The 22,204-nt window shown below is 53.4% G+C and carries 23 protein-coding genes and 1 pseudogene; 5 read left to right on the top strand and 19 right to left on the bottom strand.

Features of this window, described 5'->3' with window-relative positions; all coding sequences use genetic code 11:
• Positions 1 to 125: 125 nt before the first annotated feature.
• The 7 genes from ABQX22_RS18955 to ABQX22_RS18925 form a co-directional block, all read right to left on the bottom strand.
• Entirely contained in the window at positions 126 to 911 is a 786-nt protein-coding gene (locus ABQX22_RS18955; RefSeq protein WP_349801381.1) for a DUF2092 domain-containing protein, read from the bottom strand.
• Between the two features lie 59 nt (positions 912 to 970).
• Entirely contained in the window at positions 971 to 1,648 is a 678-nt protein-coding gene (locus ABQX22_RS18950) for a DUF3313 domain-containing protein (protein WP_349801380.1), read from the bottom strand.
• Positions 1,649 to 1,763: 115 nt separating this feature from the next.
• On the bottom strand, positions 1,764 to 2,555 hold the full coding sequence (locus ABQX22_RS18945) for a hypothetical protein (RefSeq protein WP_349801379.1): 792 nt from the start codon (positions 2,553 to 2,555) through the stop codon (positions 1,764 to 1,766).
• A 108-nt stretch (positions 2,556 to 2,663) separates the two neighbouring features.
• Positions 2,664 to 3,707 carry a DUF1254 domain-containing protein gene (locus tag ABQX22_RS18940; protein WP_349801378.1) on the bottom strand — a complete coding sequence of 348 codons (1,044 nt, stop codon included), beginning with the start codon at positions 3,705 to 3,707 and terminating at the stop codon, positions 2,664 to 2,666.
• 45 nt (positions 3,708 to 3,752) lie between these two features.
• Positions 3,753 to 5,147 carry a DUF1254 domain-containing protein gene (locus ABQX22_RS18935; protein WP_349801377.1) on the bottom strand — a complete coding sequence of 465 codons (1,395 nt, stop codon included), beginning with the start codon at positions 5,145 to 5,147 and terminating at the stop codon, positions 3,753 to 3,755.
• A 162-nt stretch (positions 5,148 to 5,309) separates the two neighbouring features.
• Positions 5,310 to 6,197 (bottom strand): SphA family protein, encoded by an 888-nt coding sequence (locus tag ABQX22_RS18930; RefSeq protein WP_349801495.1) that lies wholly within the window; start codon positions 6,195 to 6,197, stop codon positions 5,310 to 5,312.
• A 156-nt stretch (positions 6,198 to 6,353) separates the two neighbouring features.
• Positions 6,354 to 7,259, bottom strand: a complete 906-nt coding sequence (locus ABQX22_RS18925) for a LysR family transcriptional regulator (protein WP_349801376.1) — start codon at positions 7,257 to 7,259, stop codon at positions 6,354 to 6,356.
• 136 nt (positions 7,260 to 7,395) lie between these two features.
• On the opposite strand from ABQX22_RS18925, the pseudogene ABQX22_RS18920 reads away from it, so the two are divergent.
• Positions 7,396 to 8,085: pseudogene (locus ABQX22_RS18920) on the top strand (aldo/keto reductase); the annotation flags it as partial.
• A 127-nt stretch (positions 8,086 to 8,212) separates the two neighbouring features.
• Here the strand turns inward: ABQX22_RS18920 and ABQX22_RS18915 are convergent.
• Positions 8,213 to 9,253, bottom strand: a complete 1,041-nt coding sequence (locus ABQX22_RS18915; RefSeq protein ID WP_012723149.1) for a hypothetical protein — start codon at positions 9,251 to 9,253, stop codon at positions 8,213 to 8,215.
• Between the two features lie 112 nt (positions 9,254 to 9,365).
• Between ABQX22_RS18915 and ABQX22_RS18910 the strand changes: the two genes are divergently transcribed.
• From ABQX22_RS18910 to istB, 3 genes are all read left to right on the top strand, one after another.
• A complete protein-coding gene (locus ABQX22_RS18910; protein ID WP_012723150.1) occupies positions 9,366 to 9,629 on the top strand; it encodes a hypothetical protein in 264 nt (87 codons plus the stop codon).
• A 239-nt stretch (positions 9,630 to 9,868) separates the two neighbouring features.
• Positions 9,869 to 11,419 (top strand): IS21 family transposase, encoded by a 1,551-nt coding sequence (gene istA, locus ABQX22_RS18905; protein WP_032657045.1) that lies wholly within the window; start codon positions 9,869 to 9,871, stop codon positions 11,417 to 11,419.
• A complete protein-coding gene (istB, locus tag ABQX22_RS18900; RefSeq protein ID WP_012723152.1) occupies positions 11,416 to 12,165 on the top strand; it encodes an IS21-like element helper ATPase IstB in 750 nt (249 codons plus the stop codon). The genes istA and istB overlap by 4 nt, the downstream gene beginning before the upstream one ends.
• A 204-nt stretch (positions 12,166 to 12,369) precedes the next feature.
• Here istB and ABQX22_RS26980 read toward each other — a convergent pair whose 3' ends face one another.
• The 10 genes from ABQX22_RS26980 to ABQX22_RS18855 all read right to left on the bottom strand — a co-directional run bounded on the left by ABQX22_RS26980 (position 12,370) and on the right by ABQX22_RS18855 (position 20,281).
• A complete protein-coding gene (locus ABQX22_RS26980; protein ID WP_311138688.1) occupies positions 12,370 to 12,459 on the bottom strand; it encodes a DUF4113 domain-containing protein in 90 nt (29 codons plus the stop codon).
• A gap of 169 nt (positions 12,460 to 12,628) precedes the next feature.
• Positions 12,629 to 13,009, bottom strand: a complete 381-nt coding sequence (locus tag ABQX22_RS18895; protein WP_012723153.1) for a COG4315 family predicted lipoprotein — start codon at positions 13,007 to 13,009, stop codon at positions 12,629 to 12,631.
• Positions 13,010 to 13,130: 121 nt separating this feature from the next.
• Complete coding sequence (locus ABQX22_RS18890; RefSeq protein ID WP_032657047.1) at positions 13,131 to 13,325, bottom strand: hypothetical protein; 195 nt, start codon at positions 13,323 to 13,325, stop codon at positions 13,131 to 13,133.
• A gap of 3 nt (positions 13,326 to 13,328) precedes the next feature.
• Positions 13,329 to 14,618, bottom strand: coding sequence for a cbb3-type cytochrome c oxidase subunit II (locus tag ABQX22_RS18885; protein ID WP_012723154.1), 1,290 nt, complete (start codon positions 14,616 to 14,618; stop codon positions 13,329 to 13,331).
• A gap of 3 nt (positions 14,619 to 14,621) precedes the next feature.
• On the bottom strand, positions 14,622 to 16,079 hold the full coding sequence (locus ABQX22_RS18880; RefSeq protein ID WP_046722265.1) for a cbb3-type cytochrome c oxidase subunit I: 1,458 nt from the start codon (positions 16,077 to 16,079) through the stop codon (positions 14,622 to 14,624).
• Positions 16,072 to 16,578 (bottom strand): c-type cytochrome, encoded by a 507-nt coding sequence (locus tag ABQX22_RS18875; protein ID WP_012723156.1) that lies wholly within the window; start codon positions 16,576 to 16,578, stop codon positions 16,072 to 16,074. The genes ABQX22_RS18880 and ABQX22_RS18875 overlap by 8 nt, the downstream gene beginning before the upstream one ends.
• On the bottom strand, positions 16,575 to 16,937 hold the full coding sequence (locus tag ABQX22_RS18870) for a hypothetical protein (protein ID WP_224265906.1): 363 nt from the start codon (positions 16,935 to 16,937) through the stop codon (positions 16,575 to 16,577). Before ABQX22_RS18870 ends, ABQX22_RS18875 begins: the two co-directional genes overlap by 4 nt.
• Position 16,938: 1 nt before the next feature.
• On the bottom strand, positions 16,939 to 18,174 hold the full coding sequence (locus tag ABQX22_RS18865; protein ID WP_103388956.1) for a molybdopterin-dependent oxidoreductase: 1,236 nt from the start codon (positions 18,172 to 18,174) through the stop codon (positions 16,939 to 16,941).
• A 59-nt stretch (positions 18,175 to 18,233) separates the two neighbouring features.
• Complete coding sequence (locus ABQX22_RS18860) at positions 18,234 to 19,226, bottom strand: YVTN family beta-propeller repeat protein (protein WP_012723159.1); 993 nt, start codon at positions 19,224 to 19,226, stop codon at positions 18,234 to 18,236.
• Between the two features lie 158 nt (positions 19,227 to 19,384).
• On the bottom strand, positions 19,385 to 20,281 hold the full coding sequence (locus ABQX22_RS18855; protein ID WP_012723160.1) for a LysR family transcriptional regulator: 897 nt from the start codon (positions 20,279 to 20,281) through the stop codon (positions 19,385 to 19,387).
• Between the two features lie 115 nt (positions 20,282 to 20,396).
• On the opposite strand from ABQX22_RS18855, the gene ABQX22_RS18850 reads away from it, so the two are divergent.
• Positions 20,397 to 21,566, top strand: a complete 1,170-nt coding sequence (locus ABQX22_RS18850) for a TDT family transporter (RefSeq protein WP_012723161.1) — start codon at positions 20,397 to 20,399, stop codon at positions 21,564 to 21,566.
• A gap of 8 nt (positions 21,567 to 21,574) precedes the next feature.
• Here ABQX22_RS18850 and ABQX22_RS18845 read toward each other — a convergent pair whose 3' ends face one another.
• Positions 21,575 to 22,177, bottom strand: coding sequence for a uracil-DNA glycosylase (locus ABQX22_RS18845; RefSeq protein ID WP_032657055.1), 603 nt, complete (start codon positions 22,175 to 22,177; stop codon positions 21,575 to 21,577).
• Between the last annotated feature and the right edge of the window lie 27 nt (positions 22,178 to 22,204).

Here is a 22,204-nt window from a genome sequence, read left to right as displayed (position 1 = left end):
AACCACAAACGTCCGTGCTCCTCCTCCTGCTCTAACATACCAGGCCTGTGCGGTGAGCGGATAGGTAAACGCAATCACCACCAAAGCGCCTATGGCGCCCCGCCAGAAATTCGTTCTGTCTCGTTTCATTGCTTAGACCCCTCAAAAGGCGGCACAAGCTCACGCAGCGGTACTGAGTGAACACCCTCGGGCGGTACAAACTCATAAGCATCCGCTGGCCCCAGTTTTTCATTTATCCAGCGATACCGCACTCGATGTCGCGGCAGGCTTTCAACATCCTGGCGCACGATGACCAACTGACACGGCAGTGGCTCAGCGCCGAGATGCACCCACAGCTGCCAGTCGACACCTGGCTGACGATAGGCGTAGTGAGCGCACAAGCGCCCATCAATTTCCTGATCATTTACGTAAAGCGCACTGCTGATCGCTACGTCTTTTGCTGTCGTAGCGCTCCACCGGAAAAGATCTGCCAGTGGGAGGACTAAGCCGTAACGATCACTCATCTCGGCAAGAAGGCCGTCAATCGTTGCAGGCGCTACTCCTGTTGCGTAATAGCGCTGATCTGCATCAAACAAGACAAATTTTTGGCCGTTATAAAAAAGCGTTTTGCGATGAGGGCCATCAATGACAGTCGCCCGTAGCTTGTCAGGCAGTGTGGCGAGCAGCTCTGTCTTGAACTCAAACTGCACGACTTGACCGTTTGTCAGGGTCTGGTCTGACTCCGTATCGGCCTCCAGTCGAAGGTGCTTTAGCGAGCGCAGGTACCCCCCCAAGCGTTCAAGAGCTGCCAGTGCGCGTGGATCTTTTTCTGCGTCGGGCTCTACGGCTAATGCGGCCTGGCTGCTCAGACATATCATTGCCAGAGTCACTGCGACAAAACTCATGACCTTTGACACACGTCGCTCACTCATACCCAGTCACTCCAACGATGAGACATCAGAAGACGCCTGCATTGACGCGCGTTCTGCGACTACTTCTTGCCAGCCTTGAGCCGTTCAAAGGTTAAGCGCATGTCGGATGCCCATCCATCCAGCACAGGCTTTACGTCATTGAGAGTGAGCTGGGTTTTATCGTTTTCCAACGGTTTACCACTTCCTTTGCGCACCACCTGCGCCAACAATTTATTGGTATCGGCATCCAGGAATGCAGCCTCTGTAGCGATTTCGACGTCCTGATCACGGCCACCCGAAGCCGTATTGACGGCTGCCGCTACCAGGGCAATAGGGATCACCTCATAGGGCTTAAGTCCCTCGGCATGGGTCGATACCGCAGTGATTGCCGGTCGAACAATAAGGGTGTGCGGGCCAGGAGCGTCGGCCAAGGTCAGTTCCTTACCCATCTCCCGTTTCAGCGCTGCATCGAAATAGTGAGTGATTGACTGCAACGTTTGCGCGGAAATCGCCGCCGTAGGCTGTGGTTTAGGATAGAACTGGCTCGGCTCAATGTAGATATGGGTGTAATTCCCAAGCGCTACGTCCTTGTCGAGCCACCGCATGACAGGTGCACCGCTAGGGCTTTCGGCGGGTTCAAGACGGCTGTAATCCTTGAGAAACCCAGAGTAATGACTCGGATCAACCTGCGAGCTGGCGCAGCCAGTCAATCCGAGAACAGCACAGCAAATTAACGTATTGAGTGTTGGCATTTTCATTTCTGGATTCCCTTCAGTTTTGTGTGGCTGCAAGAACTCAGCGATATGTGAGGCGCGATCCGGGGGCGACCGTTCGCCGGTCGCTATCGAAAACGGTCATTGCCAAAACCTCACCTTATTTTCCAAACGTAATGTTGAGTCCGGCTAATAGGGTGAATCGGGGTAAACCGTCCCCCTTGTGATCGACTGTCCACTGCGGTTCAACGAAGGCGTTGAAGATGTTGCTGCCGACCTTCCATGCCTTACCCGCACCGATCCCGAGAGGGATGTAGTGGGTGTCGTTTTTCAGGTCGAATGTCCAGGTAGCGGTGGAACGCAGATACCAACCCTTCTCCAGGTTGTGGATCAGGAATGGTTGAAACGTTGCGGATTCGACATGCTGGCGGTCTTCGTCACCGGCAAAGGAACTCTGGTATTGAACCAAGGCCCCCAGCAACCCACGAGGAGACGAATCAATGGCTACGGCGGCTAATCCTGCCTGCCATTTACCTGTGCCCAACTCATCATGCTCAGCCGTGGGAGCGGTGATTTGCGGCCCGATACCGAGCTGTACGCCGTCTGTCTTCAGCAGAAAGATGTCAAAAAGATTGAGGTCACCCACCCCCGTGCTGTAGCCGCCATGAGGGTCTGGCCTTGTGCTGATTGGCACGGTTGCGCGGAGCAGCTGGGGAACGCCAATGAAGCCATTTGGCGCCATGGGTAACGCTCCACGTATGAGTGCATCGTTCGTGTGCGCATTGGTATTGGCGATATCCGGTGTGTAGTAGTCCTGAAAATTCAGACCCGGTGCCAGGTTCAGCGGGTTATTACTTTTGTTGGCCGTGTCGGCATTGTCCGCTTGAGCCAACATTGGAGCCATTATCACAAACGGCACACACAAGGATTTGAACAGGCTTCGTGAACGCATCGCTTTTCATCCATGTCAGCTCAAAGGCACTTACAGAAAACTCCAAAGCAGAGTTGTTGCACCAGGCAACGAAGTGATCACCGCTCAGAAGCATGCATTTGCCCGCGACTACTCCACAGGCTTCGGTTCAGGAAAAACCCAGGCGCCATTGAGGATTTCTGCGCGAGGCCGGTATAAGCGGACGGTGTAATTCCAGCCTGCAACCGTAGGCAGGCAGTTATCGATACCCGCTCCACAGGCGCCGAACTGGACTTGAATCGAACCGTCAGCGCTTTTTTTCGCCGTCAGATTATTTAGCGTGTAGGCGCCGTCCTTGTTTTGCTCGAAGTAGCCTTGTGCGCTATAGACGCTAACTGACCAGAAGCCATCGACAGGAACGTCTTTCACGGTCAGCCGATACACTTTTTTGCCATCGTTATCTGTCGGCGTTACGTTGAGATAGGTCGCGTCCCTGTCGGGGTTTCCACCCCAGCCGGCGGCGGTGCCCAGCAGATGGCGAAGTGGATCTACCGCTTCCTTTGTGCCGAACGCGTTCTTGAAGTCCGGGACGGTGGATGACAGAACCAGAAGGGCGTCACGGACTTTCTTTTGGCTTGCAGCATCCCATTGCGGAAGCTCCAGACTACCGATGTTGGCCTGGCTAACCTGAATTGCATCCTGCAAGGCATGAACCTGCTTAAGGTCTACCGCATCGTTTGGATCGACCAAAGTCCTGATAGCCGTGGCAACGTAGCGCGTGCCTACATTTTCGCGGGTCAGGACATGAGCGCCCGCGCCGTAGAAAACATTCTGCGTGTAGTGGTCTTCGTTGATGACCTGCAAGGCCATGAAGCGTTTTCCGGGATCCGGCATGGTGATCGTCACAGGGCCTGCATCAAGGTCAAACACGCCCGATGAATACAGCGTGTCTCGGTTCAACCGGATAACCGTCTGATGCTCAATAGAGGCAGGTTCGCGGCGATGGTGGAGCTTACCAAGCCCACCGTCCTTCACTAAGGCGCTGATGTATTGGTCGCTTTCAGCGCGAATGAAATTATCGACAGTAACCGGGACGGATGCTTCTGGGGCAGGCAGGTCTTGGGCATACGCGGCAGTTAATACCGTCAAGGCAGCAGCCCCCAGCAAGCGGGCGATGAATACCGGATTTTTCATGATCAAATCTCTATCGGAGTCAGCGATCCAGGACAAGGTTCGGTGCTATCGGGTAGACGTCAGCGGCGGGAGTTTCCACTCCCCATTCAAAACTTCGGGCTTAGGCATGTAGATTCTGAGCACTCCGAAGAAGGGGCCGTTCGGCGCGGGGAGCCAGTTGCTTTCAAGGTCTTTGCCAGGGCTGTCATGCTGGACATACAGGGTGATCCCGCCGTCCTTATCTGGCTTGAGGGTGCTGAGCATCTGGGAGTTGATCAGGTATCGATTGAGGGGATTATCGATCAGCAGTTTGCTCTTTGCGTCGTACATGGTCAGTGACCAGAATGCACCGGCTGGCGGTAAGCCACCCTTGGTGAAATGCAGGGTGTACTTGTTAATGGACGCATCGGCGGGCTTGCCTGCGGCATCAACGAAGTACCCCATGTACATCGCTTCGTCCGCCGAGTTGCCGAAGATCCCCATGTTGGCGCCCGCGTAGCGGTACAAGTAGTTATTCTTTAGGTGCTCACGAGTACCGAAAAAACTACCACTGTCGATCTGGTGAGTATCAACTTTGGTTTTCTTGAAGGTCGCAAATTCAGCTTTGCCGTCTGCAAACCCTTCATTGATGATCGTTGCCTGCGCCTTGCTCAGCTTCGCCTCGTCGAACGGCAAGCCTGGGCCGACTCCGATCTGCGCGAAGCGGTTCATGAGTGTGGTCTCGCTTGGATCGGTTGGCGCAAACGTCAGCAAGAAATTCAGGTAGCGGATCAATTCGGGGCTGTCTGACATTCCCTCTATCGGTTTAGGCCAATCTACAGCTTTGGTTGGGGTTGCGGGCCGGCCAGCGAAAGCGTTTAAAGCTTGGACGGCATAGCCCGCCTGAATGTCCTTCACCCGTTTCAAATCCTGCTCATCAAACAACTGAGTGCGGTACAGCGCATAGACAATATTTGTTTCGGTACGAATGACCCGGTCAACGCCTTCAGGTTTATCGCCTTTCCAGCCAGGCCCTGCGATTAGAAACTTGCCACCCTTGTTCCCGGTCGTCCGGGTGCCCAGGTACCCCAGATTGTGGGTGTAGAGGTCGATCAACTGGACTGAGTAATAGCGATTGTCTTCGATTGCTGGCAGGGTCAAGACGATGGGTTCAGCACGCAAATCCAACCAAGCGAATGAGTAGGGAGTGTCGGAATTTGGGGTAATGATGGCGGTGTCTTTAGGGGTGAAGACACTCGCGGTGTTACCGATAGTATTGAACGGCGCTTTGTAATTTGGCCCGCCTTTGTCGACCGCCTGTGCATAGAGGGTCTTATACATCTCAACCGCTGGGTAACCGTAGAGATACACTTCCTTGGCCGTAGTCCGGGCAGCTTGAGAGCTCATGCTGGTTTCTGCCAACGCACCGCCCGAGAGACACACCGATAGACCTGCGATCAGCATCACTTCCTTTATACCCATGCCTTTCACCTCATTGTGCTGACAAAATCGCTGCGGCTTTTTTGGTTTGTTGCCTCATACCCAGGCTGGTTGCGAGCTACTTACCGACAGCAGTCACGCTTGGCCTGAGCGTAGGTCAGTTCCTCTGCTCCGCCACCTTTGCGGTAGAAGTCAGATTGACGGTCACAAAAAAAGCAGTGTGAAATTCATGCTGACAGCATCACCTTCGGGTCGTTTTTCGGAATGAAACTCAGGTACCCAGCGTAGGTTGACGCTCGCCTGAACATCAGAAAACTTGCCGCTCCATCCGACGATTGGGCCAGCGCCGACGGAGTGCCCCCGGAACCCGTTCAAGGCATCGGCGGTTGAGCCCTTATCATCGGTTATCTGCTTCACTACGCCACCGACTACGCCTGCACTCCATCCTTGCCCTAAGCCGAACGTCCATAGGCCATCGAGCGTGAATACAGAGCCATTGCGATAATCGGTATCGTCGTTGCGGGTGTACAACTCAACCGCACTCATCAGACTGAATTCGCCGCCTTTACCGTCTAAATGCGTGAACGCCACTGTAGGCACGAAGGTGTAAGTGTTTTGGCCAGCGTTCGCCAGTCGATCCTGGTCGTATGCCCCGGTGGGCAGGTAGATGGGAAGCGAAAAGGAAATGTGATCGGTTGCGCTAAAGTGATACCCAGCAGCAAGGGGGGTGACCAACAGATCTGCGAACTGCGTCGCTGAGTCCGATTGGCCAAGCGTTCTTCCACGTGGCCCGGTCAGGCTCGCATCGATATCGGTGTACTGGATGGGAACACCGACAGCGGAGGCAAAATTCCAGCGCCCTTTACCGGTATCCCAGACATGGGTGAAGTTCGCCAAGGTGTAGGAGATCTTCATGTCCAAGCCAGCGCTAATCTCTCCATTAATGGGGACGGGGCGACTGCCTTTGAGCTTGCCATCGTAGTAGATGCTAGTAATGGACACTATTGTGCCGGGCTCAGGAGGGATGATCCCAGCGTTTGAGAACACCTGCTGCCCGGTAATGGGTCGGCCCACTCCGCCTTCGACTGCCATAACTGATGCACTGATCAAGCTGCTCGCCAATAGGATTATGGGGAGAGATGTATTGCGTCCACGCATCACCAAGTCGCTCCATTCGCTTTCAGGCAACTATAGCTGCTGGTCTTCAAAACGGTATCCGCACGGCGTTTTTTCTAAAACCATCTATGTTCAGATGTGACACGATTCGGTGCAGCGGAGCGCATTGACTATCAGTGCAAAGGCTGGCAAGGACTGCCTCCGGCTCGGGTAGTAAAGGTGATATCCGGGAAAAGTTGGCGACCAGTCTTCAAGAACACGAATTAACCGACCATCCTCGACATATCCCTGGACAAGATCCTCCGGTGCATATGCCAACCCGTATCCTTGCAGAGCGGCGGCCATTATTTGGGGTGAGTTGCTAAAGATCATCTGGCCAGGCACCTGAACATTTAGCGCCTTGCCGGCCTTGGAAAACTCCCAGGCATACAAACCACCATGGGTGGGCAAACGCAGGTTCGCGCAATTATGGGTTGTCAGATCTTGGGGAATCTGTGGTTTTGCACGATGAGCAAAGTAACTCGGCGCCCCCACCACAGCCATTCGCAAGTCAGGGGAAATCCTGACTGCGATCATGTCCTTTGCCACTTGATCGCCTATACGGACTCCGGCGTCGAAGCGCTCAGCGACGATATCGATTAACCTGTAGCCGATGTTGATCTCTAGAGTCAGATCGGGGTATTCCGGCAGCAACCTAGAGAGTTTCGGCCAGAGAATGGTAGATGCCGCATGGTCGGGCGAGGTGATCCGAATAGTTCCGGCTGGCTTGTCACGCAGCTCTCCTAACGCGGCAATTTCGGCTTCTATCCCCTCGTAGTAAGGCACAAGGCTGACAAGCAATCGCTCGCCGGCTTCGGTCGGCGACGCGCCACGTGTGGTGCGGGTCAGCAAGCGAATACCAAGACGTTCTTCAAGACTGCGGATGCTATGGCTAATAGCGGATTGGGACACACCCAAATGTGCCGCAGCTCTGGTAAAGCTGCGCTCGCGCGCAACGGTGATGAACACCGCAAGGCTGTTGAAATCGCTCTGTGCCATTATGAATTAACCTCATACCGGTTATCACAGTATGCCACTTCTTGAATGGGCCATATGTTTCTAAAGTAACTGCATCCCCAATAACCAAACAGTTTGTGGGTTGGTATCCAATACCCACACACAAAGGAGATGGATGATGCATAAGCGCAAAATCGGCAGCAACGGCCTCGAAGTTTCAGCCATTGGCCTGGGCTGCATGGGCCTGACATTCGGCTATGGCGCGGCCACTGACAAAGCGGATGCAATCAAACTCATCCGGGCGGCCTTTGAGCGTGGCGTCACCCACTTTGATTCGGCAGAAGCCTATGGGCAAGCCAACGAAGAAATGGTGGGCGAAGCCGTTCAACCATTTCGCGAGAAAATCGTCATCGCGACAAAATTCGGTTTTAAGGACGGCAGTCCCGCCGCAGGGCTGGACAGTCGACCTGAGCGCATCCGCCAGGTGGCGGAAGAATCACTCAAGCGCCTGAAGACTGACTGCATTGACCTGTTTTACCAACATCGCGTTGATCCCAATGTTCCTATGGAAGATGTTGCCGGGGCCGTGCGCGACCTCATCACCGAAGGCAAGGTCAAATACTTTGGCATGTGTGAAGCGGGCGTAGACGCTATCCGTCGTGCCCATGCGGTGCAGCCGCTGTCGGCACTTCAAAGTGAGTATTCGATGTTCACCCGTGAGCCTGAACAGGTAATTATGCCAACCCTCGAAGCGCTCGGGATTGGCTTCATTCCCTTCAGTCCATTGGGCAAAGGTTTTTTGACCGGGAAAATTAATGCCGGCACGACCTTCTCCAACGGTGATGTCCGGAACAATCTGCCTCGTTTTGCTGACGGTGGGAAATTGCAACCCATTTGACCAGCCATTTGCATTCGACTTGACCAGTCGTTTGCATCGGAAGTGACCAGGCATTTGCATTGGACTTGACCACTCGCCTAGCGAGTCATTTGAAAGGCTAAAGCAGCGGTACTGGTGGCACTGTCTGTGGCGCGCCATCGATGATGCACATCCATCCCCAAGTTCTCAGTGCCGACGTCTTCTTAAACTCCTCGACCAGCTCGGCCGCAATTTCCCCTATGTCCGTCCGCAACTCGAACTGAGGGCGCATTGCGTGCAAAACGTCAATTCCCATGTCCCCGGCAAGCAGCTTGCACATCAGCTTATTACGAAGCTTCCAAGGTAGGGCTTTTCCGCGCCTTTCCGGATGCTGGTAAACCATGGTGTTCAAATGCGCCGACGCGTGGATGTAGTCAGCGCTGCTCATCCAGATATGCAGATGGGCAGGCACTCCAAGGGGTAGGACGTTGAACACGAGCCAATCGATTAGGCCAACGGCAACACCGCGCGCTTGAAGCTCCATTGCCAGCATCAGAAGTACTTTGTGCAAGGTGCCTGCTGCCTTGATAGCAACGGTTTTTCGACCTAGGAGATCTGCTTCGACCACTATCGCGATCAACGCAGCGAGGGCATCCAAGCTTGCCCTGCGTTCGAGTTTTTCGAGTAGAACTTGAGTGATTGGTTCGCGCTGAACACTGTCCCAAATCATGTTGCTGGTGCTGCGATAAAGCACCAGTTGGACATCGGTATTTAACGCACGGAAGTAGCTGTCGAAGCTGATTTTCTGTTGCCGGGAGATCAGCTTCATCAAAGTCCATATGGGATGATTCAGGTCGCGGGACGATCCAGGTGCTAGCAGTTCCACCCTACTCAAGGTCTTGGCCTTGGGGGAGATCATTTTCTGTTCGTACCTAGACCACTTGCTTCGGTAATGCCGGATCGTGCCATTCGTATTTCTTCGAAATGACTCTTTTTCGAAATACAGCTCAAGGGCATAGGCAGTTTTGAGGCCTGTCCGCTGCCTCAGTCCTTCGAACCAGTAGCCCACTGCGAGCATTTCCACTGTGTTGCTTCGGGGGCGGCTATTTTCCGGAATTTGTTCGCGCAAGCTGCCTGCGAACTCCGAATAAATGTTTGCAATTCTCTTAAAATCAGACACTTAAAAATCCCCGAACGATCTTTGTACCGTAAAAAATGTAGAAGTCTTACGGCTGGAGCGCAAGGGGGCGGTTTATTACTATCAACTGTGACCAAACCGGACATTAAGTGCGATGCGCGAGCCCCTTGAAATCCAATTTCTGTCATTCGAATTAGAGCTCGACCTCAAACAGCGATATGGCCTGATGGTGGGTGGCAGCGCGCTGTGGAGAGAGTTGGGTTACACATCGTACGACGCGTTTCGTAAAGCTAAACAGCGAGGGACAATTGAGGTGCCGCTATTTGAAGTGCCTAATCGTCGGGGGTTCTTTGCTCTGTCCAAAGAGGTCGCTTGGTGGATTGCTACGCAGCGCTGCGCACGGCAGCAGGCCGTATGAACTAAGCATATGAGGAGTATCACAATGAGATCAGGATAGGAGCTAGCCGGTGGATTTGGAGCACAAAAAAGCCCAGGGGTGGAGCCCTAGGCTTTTTTGATGGTGTTAGGTTTCAGCCCTACGCGCCGTCATTCTGTGTTCCCTCGCGTTCGGCGTCAAGTCGATCACATTCCGTTTGTCTGCAATTTTCACACGGCGCGACCTGTGAGGTGTTCACACACCTGTCGCGAGGAGAACATATGAGGCTGCCAATAAGTACGCAGCGCGAGGTGCTACGCCTTACGAGCGACCCCAAGCTGTCGAATAGGGCTATTGGCCTATTAGCCAAAGTGTCCCATAACACTGTTCGCACCATTCGGGATCAGTTGGCACAGTGTGGACAAAGCTGGGAAGAACTGAAGCACCTTGACGACAAAGCGCTGGCGGAGCGTCTGCATACCCAGCCAAAAGTCTCATCTCAAAGGAAGGCTTACCCGTCATGGCCTGCCATCCATGAACAGCTAAAACTTCCTGACATCACCTTGGAACTCCTATGGCAAGAGTTTCGTACAAGCGAGCCAGAAGGCGTGTCTTATGCTCAGTTCACACGGATTTATCGTGAATGGGTCAATAGGCAAAAGCTGAGCATGCGACAGACTCACCTCCCCGGAGACAAGTGCTTCGTGGACTTTTGTGGCAGGACAATGCCTGTGACCAACCCGGATACTGGAGCAATCAGCCAAGCTCAGGTGTTCGTGGCAACGCTAGGTGCCTCGGGATACATTTTTGCCACCGCCGTGAGAAGTCAAACGATCCCAGACTGGCTCAGATGCAACATTCTGGCCCTGGAGTTCTTCGACGGGGTTCCACGGTTCGTTGTGCCTGATAATTTGAAGTCAGCAGTGACGAAAAACACGAGAGATGTGGTGACCCTAAATCGTGCCTACGCCGAGTTTTCTGAGCACTACGGATTTCAAATTTACCCCGCCAGACCGCGTAAACCGCAAGACAAGTCGCTAGGTGAGATTGCTGTTCAACTGGTACAAAGATTCGTTCTCGCAAGGCTGAGAGCGAGCACCTTTTTTTCCTTAGAAGAGCTCAACGAGAAAATCAGCTACTGGGTTGATGAGCTAAACAGTCGAATCACTCGAACGTACCCTAAGAGCCGAACCAGCCGCTTCCTTGAGCTTGACTATCCAGCCCTCAAGCCGCTCCCAGAACATAAGTACAGCTACAGCAAGTGGGTGTATCAGGTTAGGGTAGGCAGCGACTACCACGTACAATTTGAAGAGCACAGCTACTCGGTTCCTTACCACTTCGCGAATCTTCTTGTCGATTTGCGCGTGCGAGACGATTGGCTCGAAATCATTCATCAGCGCCGTCTCATCGGCTCGCACAAGCTCAATCGTCAGCGGGGCACTAGCACTCTCAAAGAGCACTTGGCCCCGAATCACAGATATTTCCAGGACTCCCAGCCGGAAGCTCTGATTGTCTGGGCTGAGACTATTGGGCCGGAAACGCTCCGTTTCGTGAAGGACAACCTCAACCTGCGGAAAGATTTCTCGACCGGTTTGAAGGTCGTTGTTGGCCTGAAACGTGACGTTCGCAAAGGGGCAATCACACCGTCACGCCTTGAGTCCGCGTGCGGCTATGCGAATAGCTTGAACATCCTAAGTTCTGAGCGGCTGCGTTCGATCCTTCGGAACGAATCTGACCTGCGCCCCAACTACCGAAGATCCGCCCCCTTGGTCGAACACGCCAACATACGTGGTGCTGAATACTACGCCTCACAGGGAGATGAGCCGCTATGAAGTCAATCCTCGATACTGCCCAAAACCTTATGTCTCTTGGTCTGCACGGGATGGCAGCAGCCTACGAGCGTCAGCTTGAAACACCGGCGCTGCTGAAAGAACCATTCGAAACAAGGCTTGGTTTAATGATGGATGCCGAAAATAGCGAGCGTGAGAGCAGAAAGGTTGGACGTTTGCTAAAGAACGCAAGGCTTCGTGAGAATGAAGCCACAATAGACAGCATTGAATTCAAGGCGTCTCGAGGCATAGACCGCAATACGGTCATGTCCCTTGGTGAGTGCGAGTGGTTAGCGCGACGTCAGAATGTGATCATCACGGGCGCTACGGGCACTGGCAAAACCTGGCTCGCTTGCGCACTCGGAAACCAAGCCTGCCGCCTTGGGCGAGCGACGCTGTATCGCACTGCCACGAAGCTTTTTGAAGAAATCTCACTTTCTTACGCTGACCACACCACGCCTAAACTACGTCGGCATTTGATCCGCGCAGAATTATTAGTCATAGATGATTTGGGCATCGGTGGCATTGACGCCCAGTTGGGCCCGTTCCTCCTGGACGTTATCGACGAGCAGTCACAGAACGGCTCATTGTTGATTACAAGTCAGTACCCTAAAGAAAAATGGTATGACCTGTTCTCCGACCCCACGATTGCCGATGCAATTCTTGACCGTATCGTTCACAAGTCCCACGTTATAGAACTGAAAGGCGAATCAATGCGAAGGATCAAAAGTCGCAAACGGTTGCAATAGGATCCGGTGTTTATCCAGGTGGGCAATACGAATGCAATTGGTCAAATTGAATGCAAGCAGTTGGTCAAATGCAACGCAATCACCTGTTTTTTCAATAATGTATAATTGGCGGGATTAAGATTTTTGCTATGCTCTTTGAATCATCCTACCTTAATCAGATCTGAGGGTTGAAACCTTTAGTAAGTCCCAGCCCCAGTGCTAGCCCTATTTAAATTTAACAGTCCAGAGGTGATCCAGCTGGGTTGTGCAAATGGGGCTTAGCATCTGGCGCTTCATACCCCAGTATGGCGTTATGGGAACATCTCAAGAGCGTACGGTGCCTCGGCCCCATTTTACGTTGATCTGATCCATCATGCTTTGTGAGGCGCAGCGGCCGCACGTTGGCGGAACTATCAGGTAGTTAAACTTCTAGTTTGCGCCACTGACAAAGCCAGGGCGCATGCTAGCCTGTTAATTAATGAGGTTACGGTTTAGCAACGTGCCAGACTTGGTTGACACCGTCGCCGGTTGTATCCCCTGGCTTGGTATCTTTGACCCAGCTGTAAAGTGGCATGCCTTTGTAAGCCCATTGTTTTGTGCCATCGTCTCGAGTGACGACAGAATAATCATGATCCGCTTTGGCGTTTGCCGACACTGCCAGAGGTGGCCAGTTTGCAGCGCATGGCCCAGTGCAGACCGACTTGCCCGAGGTGTCCTTACCGAACGTGTACAGAGTCATTCCTTTCGCGTCTACGAGTACTTTTCCCTTGTCTGTTTCAGCAACCTTGACTGGCGCGTCGGCGAACGCAAAACCAGATATGCAGCAGACGGCAACAGCAGCGGTGAGGATCATTTTTTTGAACATACGTATTCCTTTGGTTTTTGTGAATTTTTGTAGGCTCGCCTGCTATTTGAAATAGTACGCGACCAGACAGTAGACGAACGCCAGACAGTTCTATTCCAGTTCCGTAAAAAACTTCCCAATATTATGTTTTACCGGAACCCTGATCTTTCCCCCCCTGTTGATCCAATGGCGTTCTTATTTGAGCAAAACGACGTTCACGCTCAAGCATCACGAGCTTGGGCGCCTCACTCCACAGCCGAAGTTCAGGGCTGACCCACCAAGCTACAACGAATGCAGAAACGATCAGGGTCATCACAATTACCATTGAAGCAAACATGATTCACTCCTGCTCGGTAGGTTGGTATAGCGTACGCAAATAGGTAACTACAGCAGTTCGTTGTTCGTCCGAGAGCACTGCTTTCCAGGGAGGCATTGCCGTACCTGGTATGCCTTCACGCAAGACGTTCTCCAGATACGCCGTGTTGCCTTTCTTCTCCCAGAAGTTCGCGGGGCGTGGGGAGAGCCCGCGAGATGCAGGCCCATTGCCCTGGCCACTGGCACCGTGGCAGCTAGCACAATTGGTGGAAAATAGAGACTGCCCAAGCGCTACGTCGCTAGACGGCAAGGCGCGCTCGTCCGCTGTATGCAGGCTTTGCACATAAAGCGTGAGTGCCACCAGCGTTGAGTTATCAAGGTCTCTCCAAGCGGGCATTGCTGTCCCGGGCCTGCCGTTCCACAAAACATCGGCTAAATGCCGGGTTGTAAATTGTGCATCGCGCAGGTTAGCCGGACGTGGCAGCAACGTCGGCGCCGCTAAGCCATCACCTGTTCCACTCGGACCATGGCACCCGGCGCAGTTCTCCGCGAAAGCCGCTTGTCCCAGACGTAATGCGATCGAGCGGTCATTTGCGTTAGTAGGTATCACAAAGCCAGGCACTGGCCCATCCAAGCGAGGTCGCGCGGCGATTGCATCTTGGCTTACATTGAGTGACGCCGACATTTCTTCATCTGCCATGCTGTCGTGCGACATCGCGTTACTGCTCTTCTGGGTTGATTGTTGAGCGTCAACCTGCGCCTGAAGCGGATCGTCATAACCCGAAACTTTTCTAGCTCTACCAAGCGTCTGTAAGTAGGCAACGAGGTCAATTCCATCCGATGTCGGTTTGTTGGCATCACCTTTAAACAACCAGGGATAGCCAGGCATTACAGAGTCACGAACGACATATCGAGGATTGAATAGGTGGGTCAGATGCCAATCATTACTTCGTACCTCGGTTTCCCGAGCTAAATCAGGACCAATGCGGCGAGTCCCCCAGAGTTGTGGGTAGTCGTATTTCGTTTCCCATGCTTCAGTGGGCGCCCCCCAGCGACTGACGTCCTGAGCTACGAATCGTACTTGTTGAGTATGACAATAACCGCACCCTTCGCGGGCATATACAATGCGCCCTCGTTCTTCTTTCGCGGAATACTGTTGCATGTTGGCAGGTGCACGGGCCTCGATTTCCTTTTGCAGTTGCTTCCCAGGCAATATCCCGAGCAGCATAAACGACAAGATAAAGAAGCCGATACCGGCTACAAATATGATCAGATAGGCGCTATTGAACAGGCGATGCTTGGTAACCGTTTGCATACCTTAAACTCCCGCTAACGTAGGGTGAATGACGGGAGAGGTACTTACGGCAGCACCGTTGTTTCGGGCTCCTGTAGTTAGGCCCAGGAAAAACGCGATGAAGCCTGCCAGAATCGGCAATCCGCTTAGGTCTCTGATCCACCAGTACGCCAGAGATGCGCGTACAGAGTCCATCCACGGCGCGGTGGTTTCCCATATTTGTGCCTGTACCAAACCGCCGGCCGTTAGTGTGGTGAACATGGCCAGTAGGCCGATAGTTATCAGCCAGTAAGCCCAATTCATCGCCGCTGCGCTGTAGCGGTTGTTTGGTATACGCTGCCAGGCATGGGCAATCCCGCCAGCGGCAACGAAGGTTGCAAAACCCAGCATCGCGAGATGCGAATGGCCAATTACCCAATCGGAAAAGTGAGTCAATCGGTTGACCGGCATCAGAGCCTGGAACGCGCCCTGCAAACTGACGATTAAATAGAACACCGTGCCCGTCCAGACAAACCTCAGAGGGACATCGCTTGCGACTGTCGAAGCTTGGCCTCGCAGTGACATCAGTTGGTTGAATACAACTAGTATCACGTCCATGCCCAAATACACGGAGGCGATAATGGCCGCCTTCTGCGCGTCCATGGGGATAGCCGAATAGACGTAATGGTGAGTGCCATTGAGCGGATAAAAAAAGAATAGAAACCAGAAACCGATCATTGACAAAAAGTGGCTATAGATAGGTCGATTGGTGGCGGCCGGAATAATGTAGTAAGAGATCGCAAGTACAAATGGCGTAACGAACAAACCCACTGCGTCGTGAATCCAAAGCCCGCTGAATGCAGCACCTTGCGCGCCGGGGATAAATGCAGGCGCGAAATTTCCTACTGGATATGCAAGCAGCGTAAATACGGCTCCGCCGATCAGGTACCAAGCCGAAATATACAAGCCTCCTCGTTGCCGCTTAAGCAAGAAAGGCCCCGCGAATTGGGCACATACCAAAATCAGACCGAGTACTACCACTAGGTCCACGATCATTGGGAACTCCGCCCATTCTAAAGACTGTATTGCGAACCATGGGCTATCGAGCCCGAGGGAAATAAGTAACCATCCGGGCAAAAGGACACCAAGATTCCAAATATAGAAAATGACCCAGCCCAATCTGCGACTGAACACCGGGCGATCAGCCAGGCGCGGGACCATGTGGTAACAGAACGCAAAGAAAGCATTGGCAAGCCAACCAAAAAAAATACCTTGTGTGTGATCGAACCTCAGGCGACCCCAGGTCAGCGCTGCGTGGCTACTCAGCAGATCGGGCATTGTCAGCTTCAGAGCAACAAGCAGGCCCGCAAGAGCTGATAGAAACAGTGTGATCACTGCTGCATAACCGTGGGCTTTGATAAGATCGTAATCAATGCGCGGCAAAATATCCGAGGGTTGATTCGCGTCTAGAGCATGCTCTGTTCCAGCTATCAGTCTACTCATGGCTTAGCTCCTTCAACGAAACGGTTTTGGAGCGGCTTAGAATCCATGCTGCCGTTCCTGATCGCTCCTCCGGCGTCAGTGTTATGTCCGTAGGCCCTGCAGAATAACCATCCCATCCTGGTTGGGGATGGGAAATGGCAGCGACCATGACAGCCAATGCTTCGTGATTAAGCGGCTTCGTCCCAATTACAGATTTATATCGTGCAAGGACTGCATTCCAGCTAGGACCTACCGAACGTTGAGTCGCGTCATGACACCCTGCGCAACGCTGTTGGACCACAATTGCGCCTGCGCCGACCAATGCAGTGGTCAACTCGACCTTATCTGTTGAGTCCACTCGCGACGGGAGAGCATCTCCTCGTCGGGTGATATCCGAGGCGCCGTGGGTGCCGATGACCTTCCAAGATATCAACGTGCCGAGCGCCAATACACCAATCAACATAGCCAATGCAGTTCGGGAAATCCCATGGGCCGATGTGTCGCGAACAGGATCACTCATGGTGTCTCCTTGCCATTGAAGAACATCAGATAATCGATGATTGGTTGTACGGCTTCGTCGGGGATGGGCGCTCCATATTCGTCGCGCATTTTGGCGACCTCAGCCGCCCAGGTTTTACGCGGAAATGCAGGTTGGTTGGTAACGTAACGAGGAGAATGGCAGATCACGCATTGTGCCAGAAATTCGCTGCGCCCCGGACCGTCCGGCAAGTAGGGCTCGTCGTGGGGAACAGTGATTGAGTGCACGGGAGCACCAAAATCGACCTTCGGTTCCTCGGCCGCAAAGGCGCTTGGTATCCAAATAGGTAGGCTACACATCAAGGCAAAAAAGAGCATTCTAGGCTGGAGAAATGTCGTCATCTCACACCACCATTCCAGTGGTTTGTTCGATAACCCGGCGCGCATAGCCTCCCCGATTCCACTGGGTGGTCAGTTGACCTTGCCCGGCGCGGTTGGTGGCGCGGACCTTGAACGTGTATCGGCCTTTGTCAAGGGGGGTCCATACGAAGCGCCACCGACGCCAAGAGAACCGGCCGATCTCGGGGTCGAGCGTCGCATCTGCCCAAGTACGCCCGCCGTCAACTGAAACCTCAACCCGAGCGATACCATCGCCGCCATCATTGGCTAAGCCCTCTAGCATGTATGGATGATTTACAAGCAATAGTTCTTCGGGTTCTGGACGTACGAATACGGAGTGAGTGACAAAGCGGTTGATGGGTACCGTTTTCTTGGAGAGGTTTCCTGGCTCCTCGTTGATCTCTGGATTATCAGGAATTCGGTAGGCTTGGTTCATCCAAATATTGCTTAAAGGTTTATCTAGCACCTCAATGTGAGCCAATGATTTAATCCAGTAAGTCGCGTACCAACCGGGTACCACTAAGCGCAATGGAAAGCCATTGAGCATCGGCAGTGGTGCGCCATTCATTGCGTATGCAACCATCACATCACCATCATTGGCATGGTCAAACTTCAATGACTTCACGATCTTTGGCAAGCCTGGCATTGGCGACTCATCCAGCCCAGAAATTGCCACCTCGACTGCTCCTGCTTTAACACCTGCACGATCAAGGAGGTCCTTGAGGCGAACGCCTGTCCACTGTGCATTTCCCATCGCGCCAAATTGCCATTGCCCACCAGGAGGTTTAGGACCAAACAAGCTTCTGGCATTGCCTGAACATTGGTTCATGGCCACCAGTGTCACGGGCTCGAACTCGTTGACCAAGGCATCAAGAGAAAAAGACTGAGGATTGGCAACCTGGCCATCGAGACGCAGTCGAAAGGTTCGCGTATCGACCTGAGTTGGATACCCCGACAGATGCCACCGAACAAAATAGGCTTCGTTAGGCGTCAGGTCCTGGCGAAAATAATGCAGCGGCGTTTCCAACTGCGGCGGACGATCAGTAATCAGAATCAGTCCCGTTTTCTCTGGAAAACGTACAAGGCGTCGTTCGGACTCTGCGGATTCGATCCTATCTAGTTGCGCCAAGTCCGTTCCAGAAAGGGCTTGGCGCGGAAGCAGGCTAGCGAGACCAGCGCTAGTGGCCAACCCGAGTAAACGACGGCGATTCATCATCCAGAACTCATCACTTCCATTCATTATTATTCACCAGGTCGTGGAGTATCAGCAGGCCCTCGAGAAGGCCTGCGTTGTTTCGATCAGTCAGCCTTGAGCGTCGATACCACCTTGTTGCTGGCGAGATCGACGGTGGAGATGCTCAGGTCCTCGTTGAGGACATAAGCCTTCGACTTGTCTTTGGTGAAGACAATGGCCTGGCGGGGTGCCTTCAAACCGGTCACAGTGGTCGTCACTTTCAGCGTTTTGGTGTCTATCACTGACAGGGTGTTGTCACCCAGGTTACCCGAGTAGACGTGCAGTCCGTCTGGAGTCAGGGCTGCACCGTAGGGGTCTTTGCCCACCATAACGGTGGTTGTGATAGCGCGTTTTTGAGTGTCGACAACTGCGATGCTGTTACTGCCGCTGTTAGCCGCGTACAGCGTATTGCCGTCGGCCGATATGGAGATGGCGCGCAACTTGTTGAAGCCAGTGATCTCACCTTCGATCTTATTGGTCTTGCTGTCGACCAGGGTGATTTTGTCGCCAAGAAAGTTGGTGACATAGACGGTTTTGCCGTCAGGGCTTACTCGGATGCCTTGGCGCGGTTGGGAGAAGCCAGGTACCACAGCTACTGGTCGTTGGTGATCAAGGTCAATAACCGACAAGGTGCTGGCGGCCTCGTTGTTGACGTAGAGCAGGCTCCCATCCTTGCTGAGCGTGGTACCAAAAGCACCTGCACCTAACGGAAGATCTGCGATGACTTTTAATGTTTTGGTGTCGATCTTACGAACGACCCCTAAGCTGCTGTCGGAAAGGTAGAACACATCGCCGTTTGGAGAAAAGACAATGTTGCGTGGCGTGATATAGCCGGTGAGAACCTGACGAACCTTGCCGGTTTTCAAGTCGTAGACCACCACGTCAGGACGCTGACTGTAGGAGACTACGGCTGTCGATTCGTCAGGGCTGACAGCCAGTGAGTTGTTATGAATATCACCATCGAAGGTCCAGCGATCTTCCGCTGCCGACGCACTCATTGATGCGGCGAGCGCGATACCCAACGCCAGTGCAGTCACTGTTTTCTTGATCACATTCATCAGAGGTTCCTCACAAGGGGCAGCCAGGCGTGAGATTGCGCCTTGGCAAATGCAGCTCGCTGATTGCTGCTAGACAATGAGTTGACCTTAAGCGCTTGGGATAAATTCCGAAAACAAGTTGTTGTGGTAGTAGTTACCTACTTTTCAAATAGATTTCGTTAGCTTTGGCTCGCAAACTGAGTGCAACTTTGCCAGAACCGTTCAAGTCCGGACGAGATGAATTTTTCCCGGTGGCGGATCAGAAAAAAGCGCCGGCTCAGCCCAGGCAACGCATGCGGCAGTTCAATCAGGTCTTGAGAAGTCAGCAGATCCCGAACGACCCTGCTCGACAGGCAACTGATGCCGATGCCTTGTGCAAGGACGTGTTTGATGGCTTCTGAGCTGCCGATCTGGCGGGTTTCAGCGAGGTCGTGCAGGTGACGCAACAGCAACTGTTCGACTTCCTCCCGAGTGCCCGAGCCAGGTTCGCGGAGAAGCCACTCAGCAGTACGCAGGTCATCAAGGGTGACCTGCGACTTGAGTGCTAAAGGGTGACGTTGGCCCGCTACAATGAGCAGTTCATCTACAAGCCAAGGTTCGGCACTCAGTTCGGGCAAGTGGCACGGTCCCTCAATCAGTCCCATATCAATCTCGAAATCTGCGACCTTCCGGGCGATAGCCATGCTGTTGGCCATATCAACATCGACCCGCAGGTGCGGAGCCGATTGGCGTAACTCGCCAAGTATCAATGGCAAAACATAGTTGCCTATAGTGGTACTACAGCCTACCCGCAAGCGAGTCTTCAGCTCTGCATGCCCTGGAAGGAAGCTGTTTTCTATCTGCAACGCGTTCTCAAGCATGCTTCTGGCCTGGGGCAGTAATGCTTGGCCGTTATTGTTTAACACCAAGCGTTTGCCTACGCGATCGAAAAGCCGGGTATCCAAGGCGCTTTCCAACTCGTTGAGTGCGGCGCTGGTGGCCGATTGCGAAAGTGACACAGCGATGGCCGCGCTGGTGGTGCTGCCCTGTTGCGCAATGGCGCAGAAGATTTGCAATTGACGTAGGCTTAACTTCAATTTTCTACCTCTTTAACAGGTAACGTAAACCTATACTATCCGTTTAGCCGCTAACCTCATCAAGCTATACTTCAGGCAAGTCACATTGAATGAACACTGAAGCGGGAGCGCGAAAATGAGTGATACACGACTCGCAGCGATTATGGGCGGCAGCCATCCACTGGCAGCATTGTCCAATCCACGAGAAGCGATCCGGCAGTTCACACCTAACTGGTTCGCCGCCACGATGGGCACCGGGATTCTGGCTCTGGCTTTGGGCCAACTGCCATTTGCCGCGCAGTGGCCCAAAGTGTTAGGTGAAGCCTTGTGGTTTTTCAATATCGCGTTGTTTTGCCTCTTTACGGTGTTGTACGCAAGCCGCTGGGCCCTGTTCTTTAATGAAGCCAAACAGATCTTCGGTCACTCCACCGTGTCGATGTTTTTTGGAACCATCCCCATGGGGCTGGCGACAATCATCAACGGATTTCTCCTTTATGGCTTGCCACGCTGGGGGGATGGGGTTGTCGCTTTAGCTGAAGTCCTGTGGTGGATCGATGTCGCCATGGCGTTGGCGTGCGGGGTTCTGATCCCGTTCATGATGTTTACCCGCCAGCAGCACAGTATCGACCAGATGACAGCAGTATGGCTGCTACCTGTGGTTGCGGCCGAGGTAGCCGCCGCCAGTGGTGGGCTACTGGCGCCGCACCTTGCTGATGCGAGTGCACAGTTCACCCTGTTGATCACCAGCTACGTGCTATGGGCATACTCAGTGCCCGTTGCCTTGAGTATTCTGGTGATTCTGCTGCTGCGCATGGCATTGCATAAATTGCCTCATGAGAGCATGGCGGCATCGAGCTGGCTTTCATTAGGGCCCATTGGTACTGGTGCGTTGGGGATGCTGGTACTCGGCAGCGACGCTCCGGCGATCTTCGCCGCTCATGGAATGGCCGGCATCGGAGGCGTTGCCGAGGGCATTGGCTTGATCGGTGGTGTGCTGTTTTGGGGGCTTGGATTGTGGTGGATGGTTTTGGCGCTGCTGATTACCGGTCGCTACTTCAGGGAGGGTATTCCTTTCAACCTCGGCTGGTGGGGTTTCACCTTTCCGCTAGGCGTGTATGCGGTGACTACCCTTAAATTGGGCTCCATGTTGCACCTCGCGTTCTTCAATTTTGTGGGCGTGGTACTGGTATTGCTGCTTGCGATCATGTGGATCATCGTCGCGGCCAAAACTTTGGTAGGCGCGTATCGCGGCAACTTGTTCATCTCGCCCTGCATCGCCTCGCTGAACAAGATGAGCAAACCCTGAACCTTTGGCTACTCAATCGACTGTTTGGCGTCACGCAGCGTGGATAGGATGCGTTGCCGAACACTCGGGTGAGTGCAAACAGAAAGCGGGCTGGGGTGTGGCATCTCGAGCAATGAGATATCGGGAAAGGCGTGTCGAACCCGCAGCATCGCCTGCTGAGCGACACGTCCGGCAAATACGACAGTCGCGAGATCAGGAAAATGCGGAAGCAGCGTGATTAGCTTCTCAATTCCCTCCTCAATTTGCGCCCTGCGGAGCGACGCCTTGGGCTTTTCAAGATCGGGCAGCCAAGGATATAGATTCCAGATAACGGTCTCTCGGCGTTCCAACCCAACCTGTTCCATGAAACTTTTGAGGTTGCGTTGTGCAGGCCCCGGATTGTCTCGTGAGACATACCGTGCACGACTGACCGTTCGCGCGGGTGACTCTAGCAATATCAATATTTTGGCGTAGACGCCGCCATCCAACGGATCGAAATACGGCAAGGTTTTGTCGCCCGTGGACTGGGAAATCACCCAGCGCGTCAGTTGCGCAACGTTCGGCATCAGCAGAAAAATTTCTCGCGCTTCAAGCGAAATCCCGAGGGGGGCGGTGCCTTGGTGAGTCGACACTGACAAGACGCTTCCTCTATTGATACG

It is taken from the genome of Xanthomonas sp. WHRI 1810A (genome assembly GCF_040202885.1).
GTDB lineage: Bacteria > Pseudomonadota > Gammaproteobacteria > Pseudomonadales > Pseudomonadaceae > Aquipseudomonas.
Note: the sequence above shows the minus strand (reverse complement) of the source record. Positions and strands in the feature narration are given on the sequence as shown.

Excerpts from the sequence above, each read along its gene's own strand:
- ABQX22_RS18955 (WP_349801381.1), bottom strand. The coding sequence starts at position 911 with ATGAGTGAGCGACGTGTGTCAAAGGTCATGAGTTTTGTCGCAGTGACT.
- ABQX22_RS18950 (WP_349801380.1), bottom strand. The coding sequence starts at position 1,648 with ATGAAAATGCCAACACTCAATACGTTAATTTGCTGTGCTGTTCTCGGA.
- ABQX22_RS18945 (WP_349801379.1), bottom strand. The coding sequence starts at position 2,555 with ATGCGTTCACGAAGCCTGTTCAAATCCTTGTGTGTGCCGTTTGTGATA.
- ABQX22_RS18940 (WP_349801378.1), bottom strand. The coding sequence starts at position 3,707 with ATGAAAAATCCGGTATTCATCGCCCGCTTGCTGGGGGCTGCTGCCTTG.
- ABQX22_RS18935 (WP_349801377.1), bottom strand. The coding sequence starts at position 5,147 with ATGGGTATAAAGGAAGTGATGCTGATCGCAGGTCTATCGGTGTGTCTC.
- ABQX22_RS18930 (WP_349801495.1), bottom strand. The coding sequence starts at position 6,197 with ATGGCAGTCGAAGGCGGAGTGGGCCGACCCATTACCGGGCAGCAGGTG.
- ABQX22_RS18925 (WP_349801376.1), bottom strand. The coding sequence starts at position 7,259 with ATGGCACAGAGCGATTTCAACAGCCTTGCGGTGTTCATCACCGTTGCG.
- ABQX22_RS18910 (WP_012723150.1), top strand. The coding sequence starts at position 9,366 with ATGCGCGAGCCCCTTGAAATCCAATTTCTGTCATTCGAATTAGAGCTC.
- istA (WP_032657045.1), top strand. The coding sequence starts at position 9,869 with ATGAGGCTGCCAATAAGTACGCAGCGCGAGGTGCTACGCCTTACGAGC.
- istB (WP_012723152.1), top strand. The coding sequence starts at position 11,416 with ATGAAGTCAATCCTCGATACTGCCCAAAACCTTATGTCTCTTGGTCTG.
- ABQX22_RS18895 (WP_012723153.1), bottom strand. The coding sequence starts at position 13,009 with ATGTTCAAAAAAATGATCCTCACCGCTGCTGTTGCCGTCTGCTGCATA.
- ABQX22_RS18890 (WP_032657047.1), bottom strand. The coding sequence starts at position 13,325 with ATGTTTGCTTCAATGGTAATTGTGATGACCCTGATCGTTTCTGCATTC.
- ABQX22_RS18885 (WP_012723154.1), bottom strand. The coding sequence starts at position 14,618 with ATGCAAACGGTTACCAAGCATCGCCTGTTCAATAGCGCCTATCTGATC.
- ABQX22_RS18880 (WP_046722265.1), bottom strand. The coding sequence starts at position 16,079 with ATGAGTAGACTGATAGCTGGAACAGAGCATGCTCTAGACGCGAATCAA.
- ABQX22_RS18875 (WP_012723156.1), bottom strand. The coding sequence starts at position 16,578 with ATGAGTGATCCTGTTCGCGACACATCGGCCCATGGGATTTCCCGAACT.
- ABQX22_RS18870 (WP_224265906.1), bottom strand. The coding sequence starts at position 16,937 with ATGACGACATTTCTCCAGCCTAGAATGCTCTTTTTTGCCTTGATGTGT.
- ABQX22_RS18865 (WP_103388956.1), bottom strand. The coding sequence starts at position 18,174 with ATGAATGGAAGTGATGAGTTCTGGATGATGAATCGCCGTCGTTTACTC.
- ABQX22_RS18860 (WP_012723159.1), bottom strand. The coding sequence starts at position 19,226 with ATGAATGTGATCAAGAAAACAGTGACTGCACTGGCGTTGGGTATCGCG.
- ABQX22_RS18850 (WP_012723161.1), top strand. The coding sequence starts at position 20,397 with ATGAGTGATACACGACTCGCAGCGATTATGGGCGGCAGCCATCCACTG.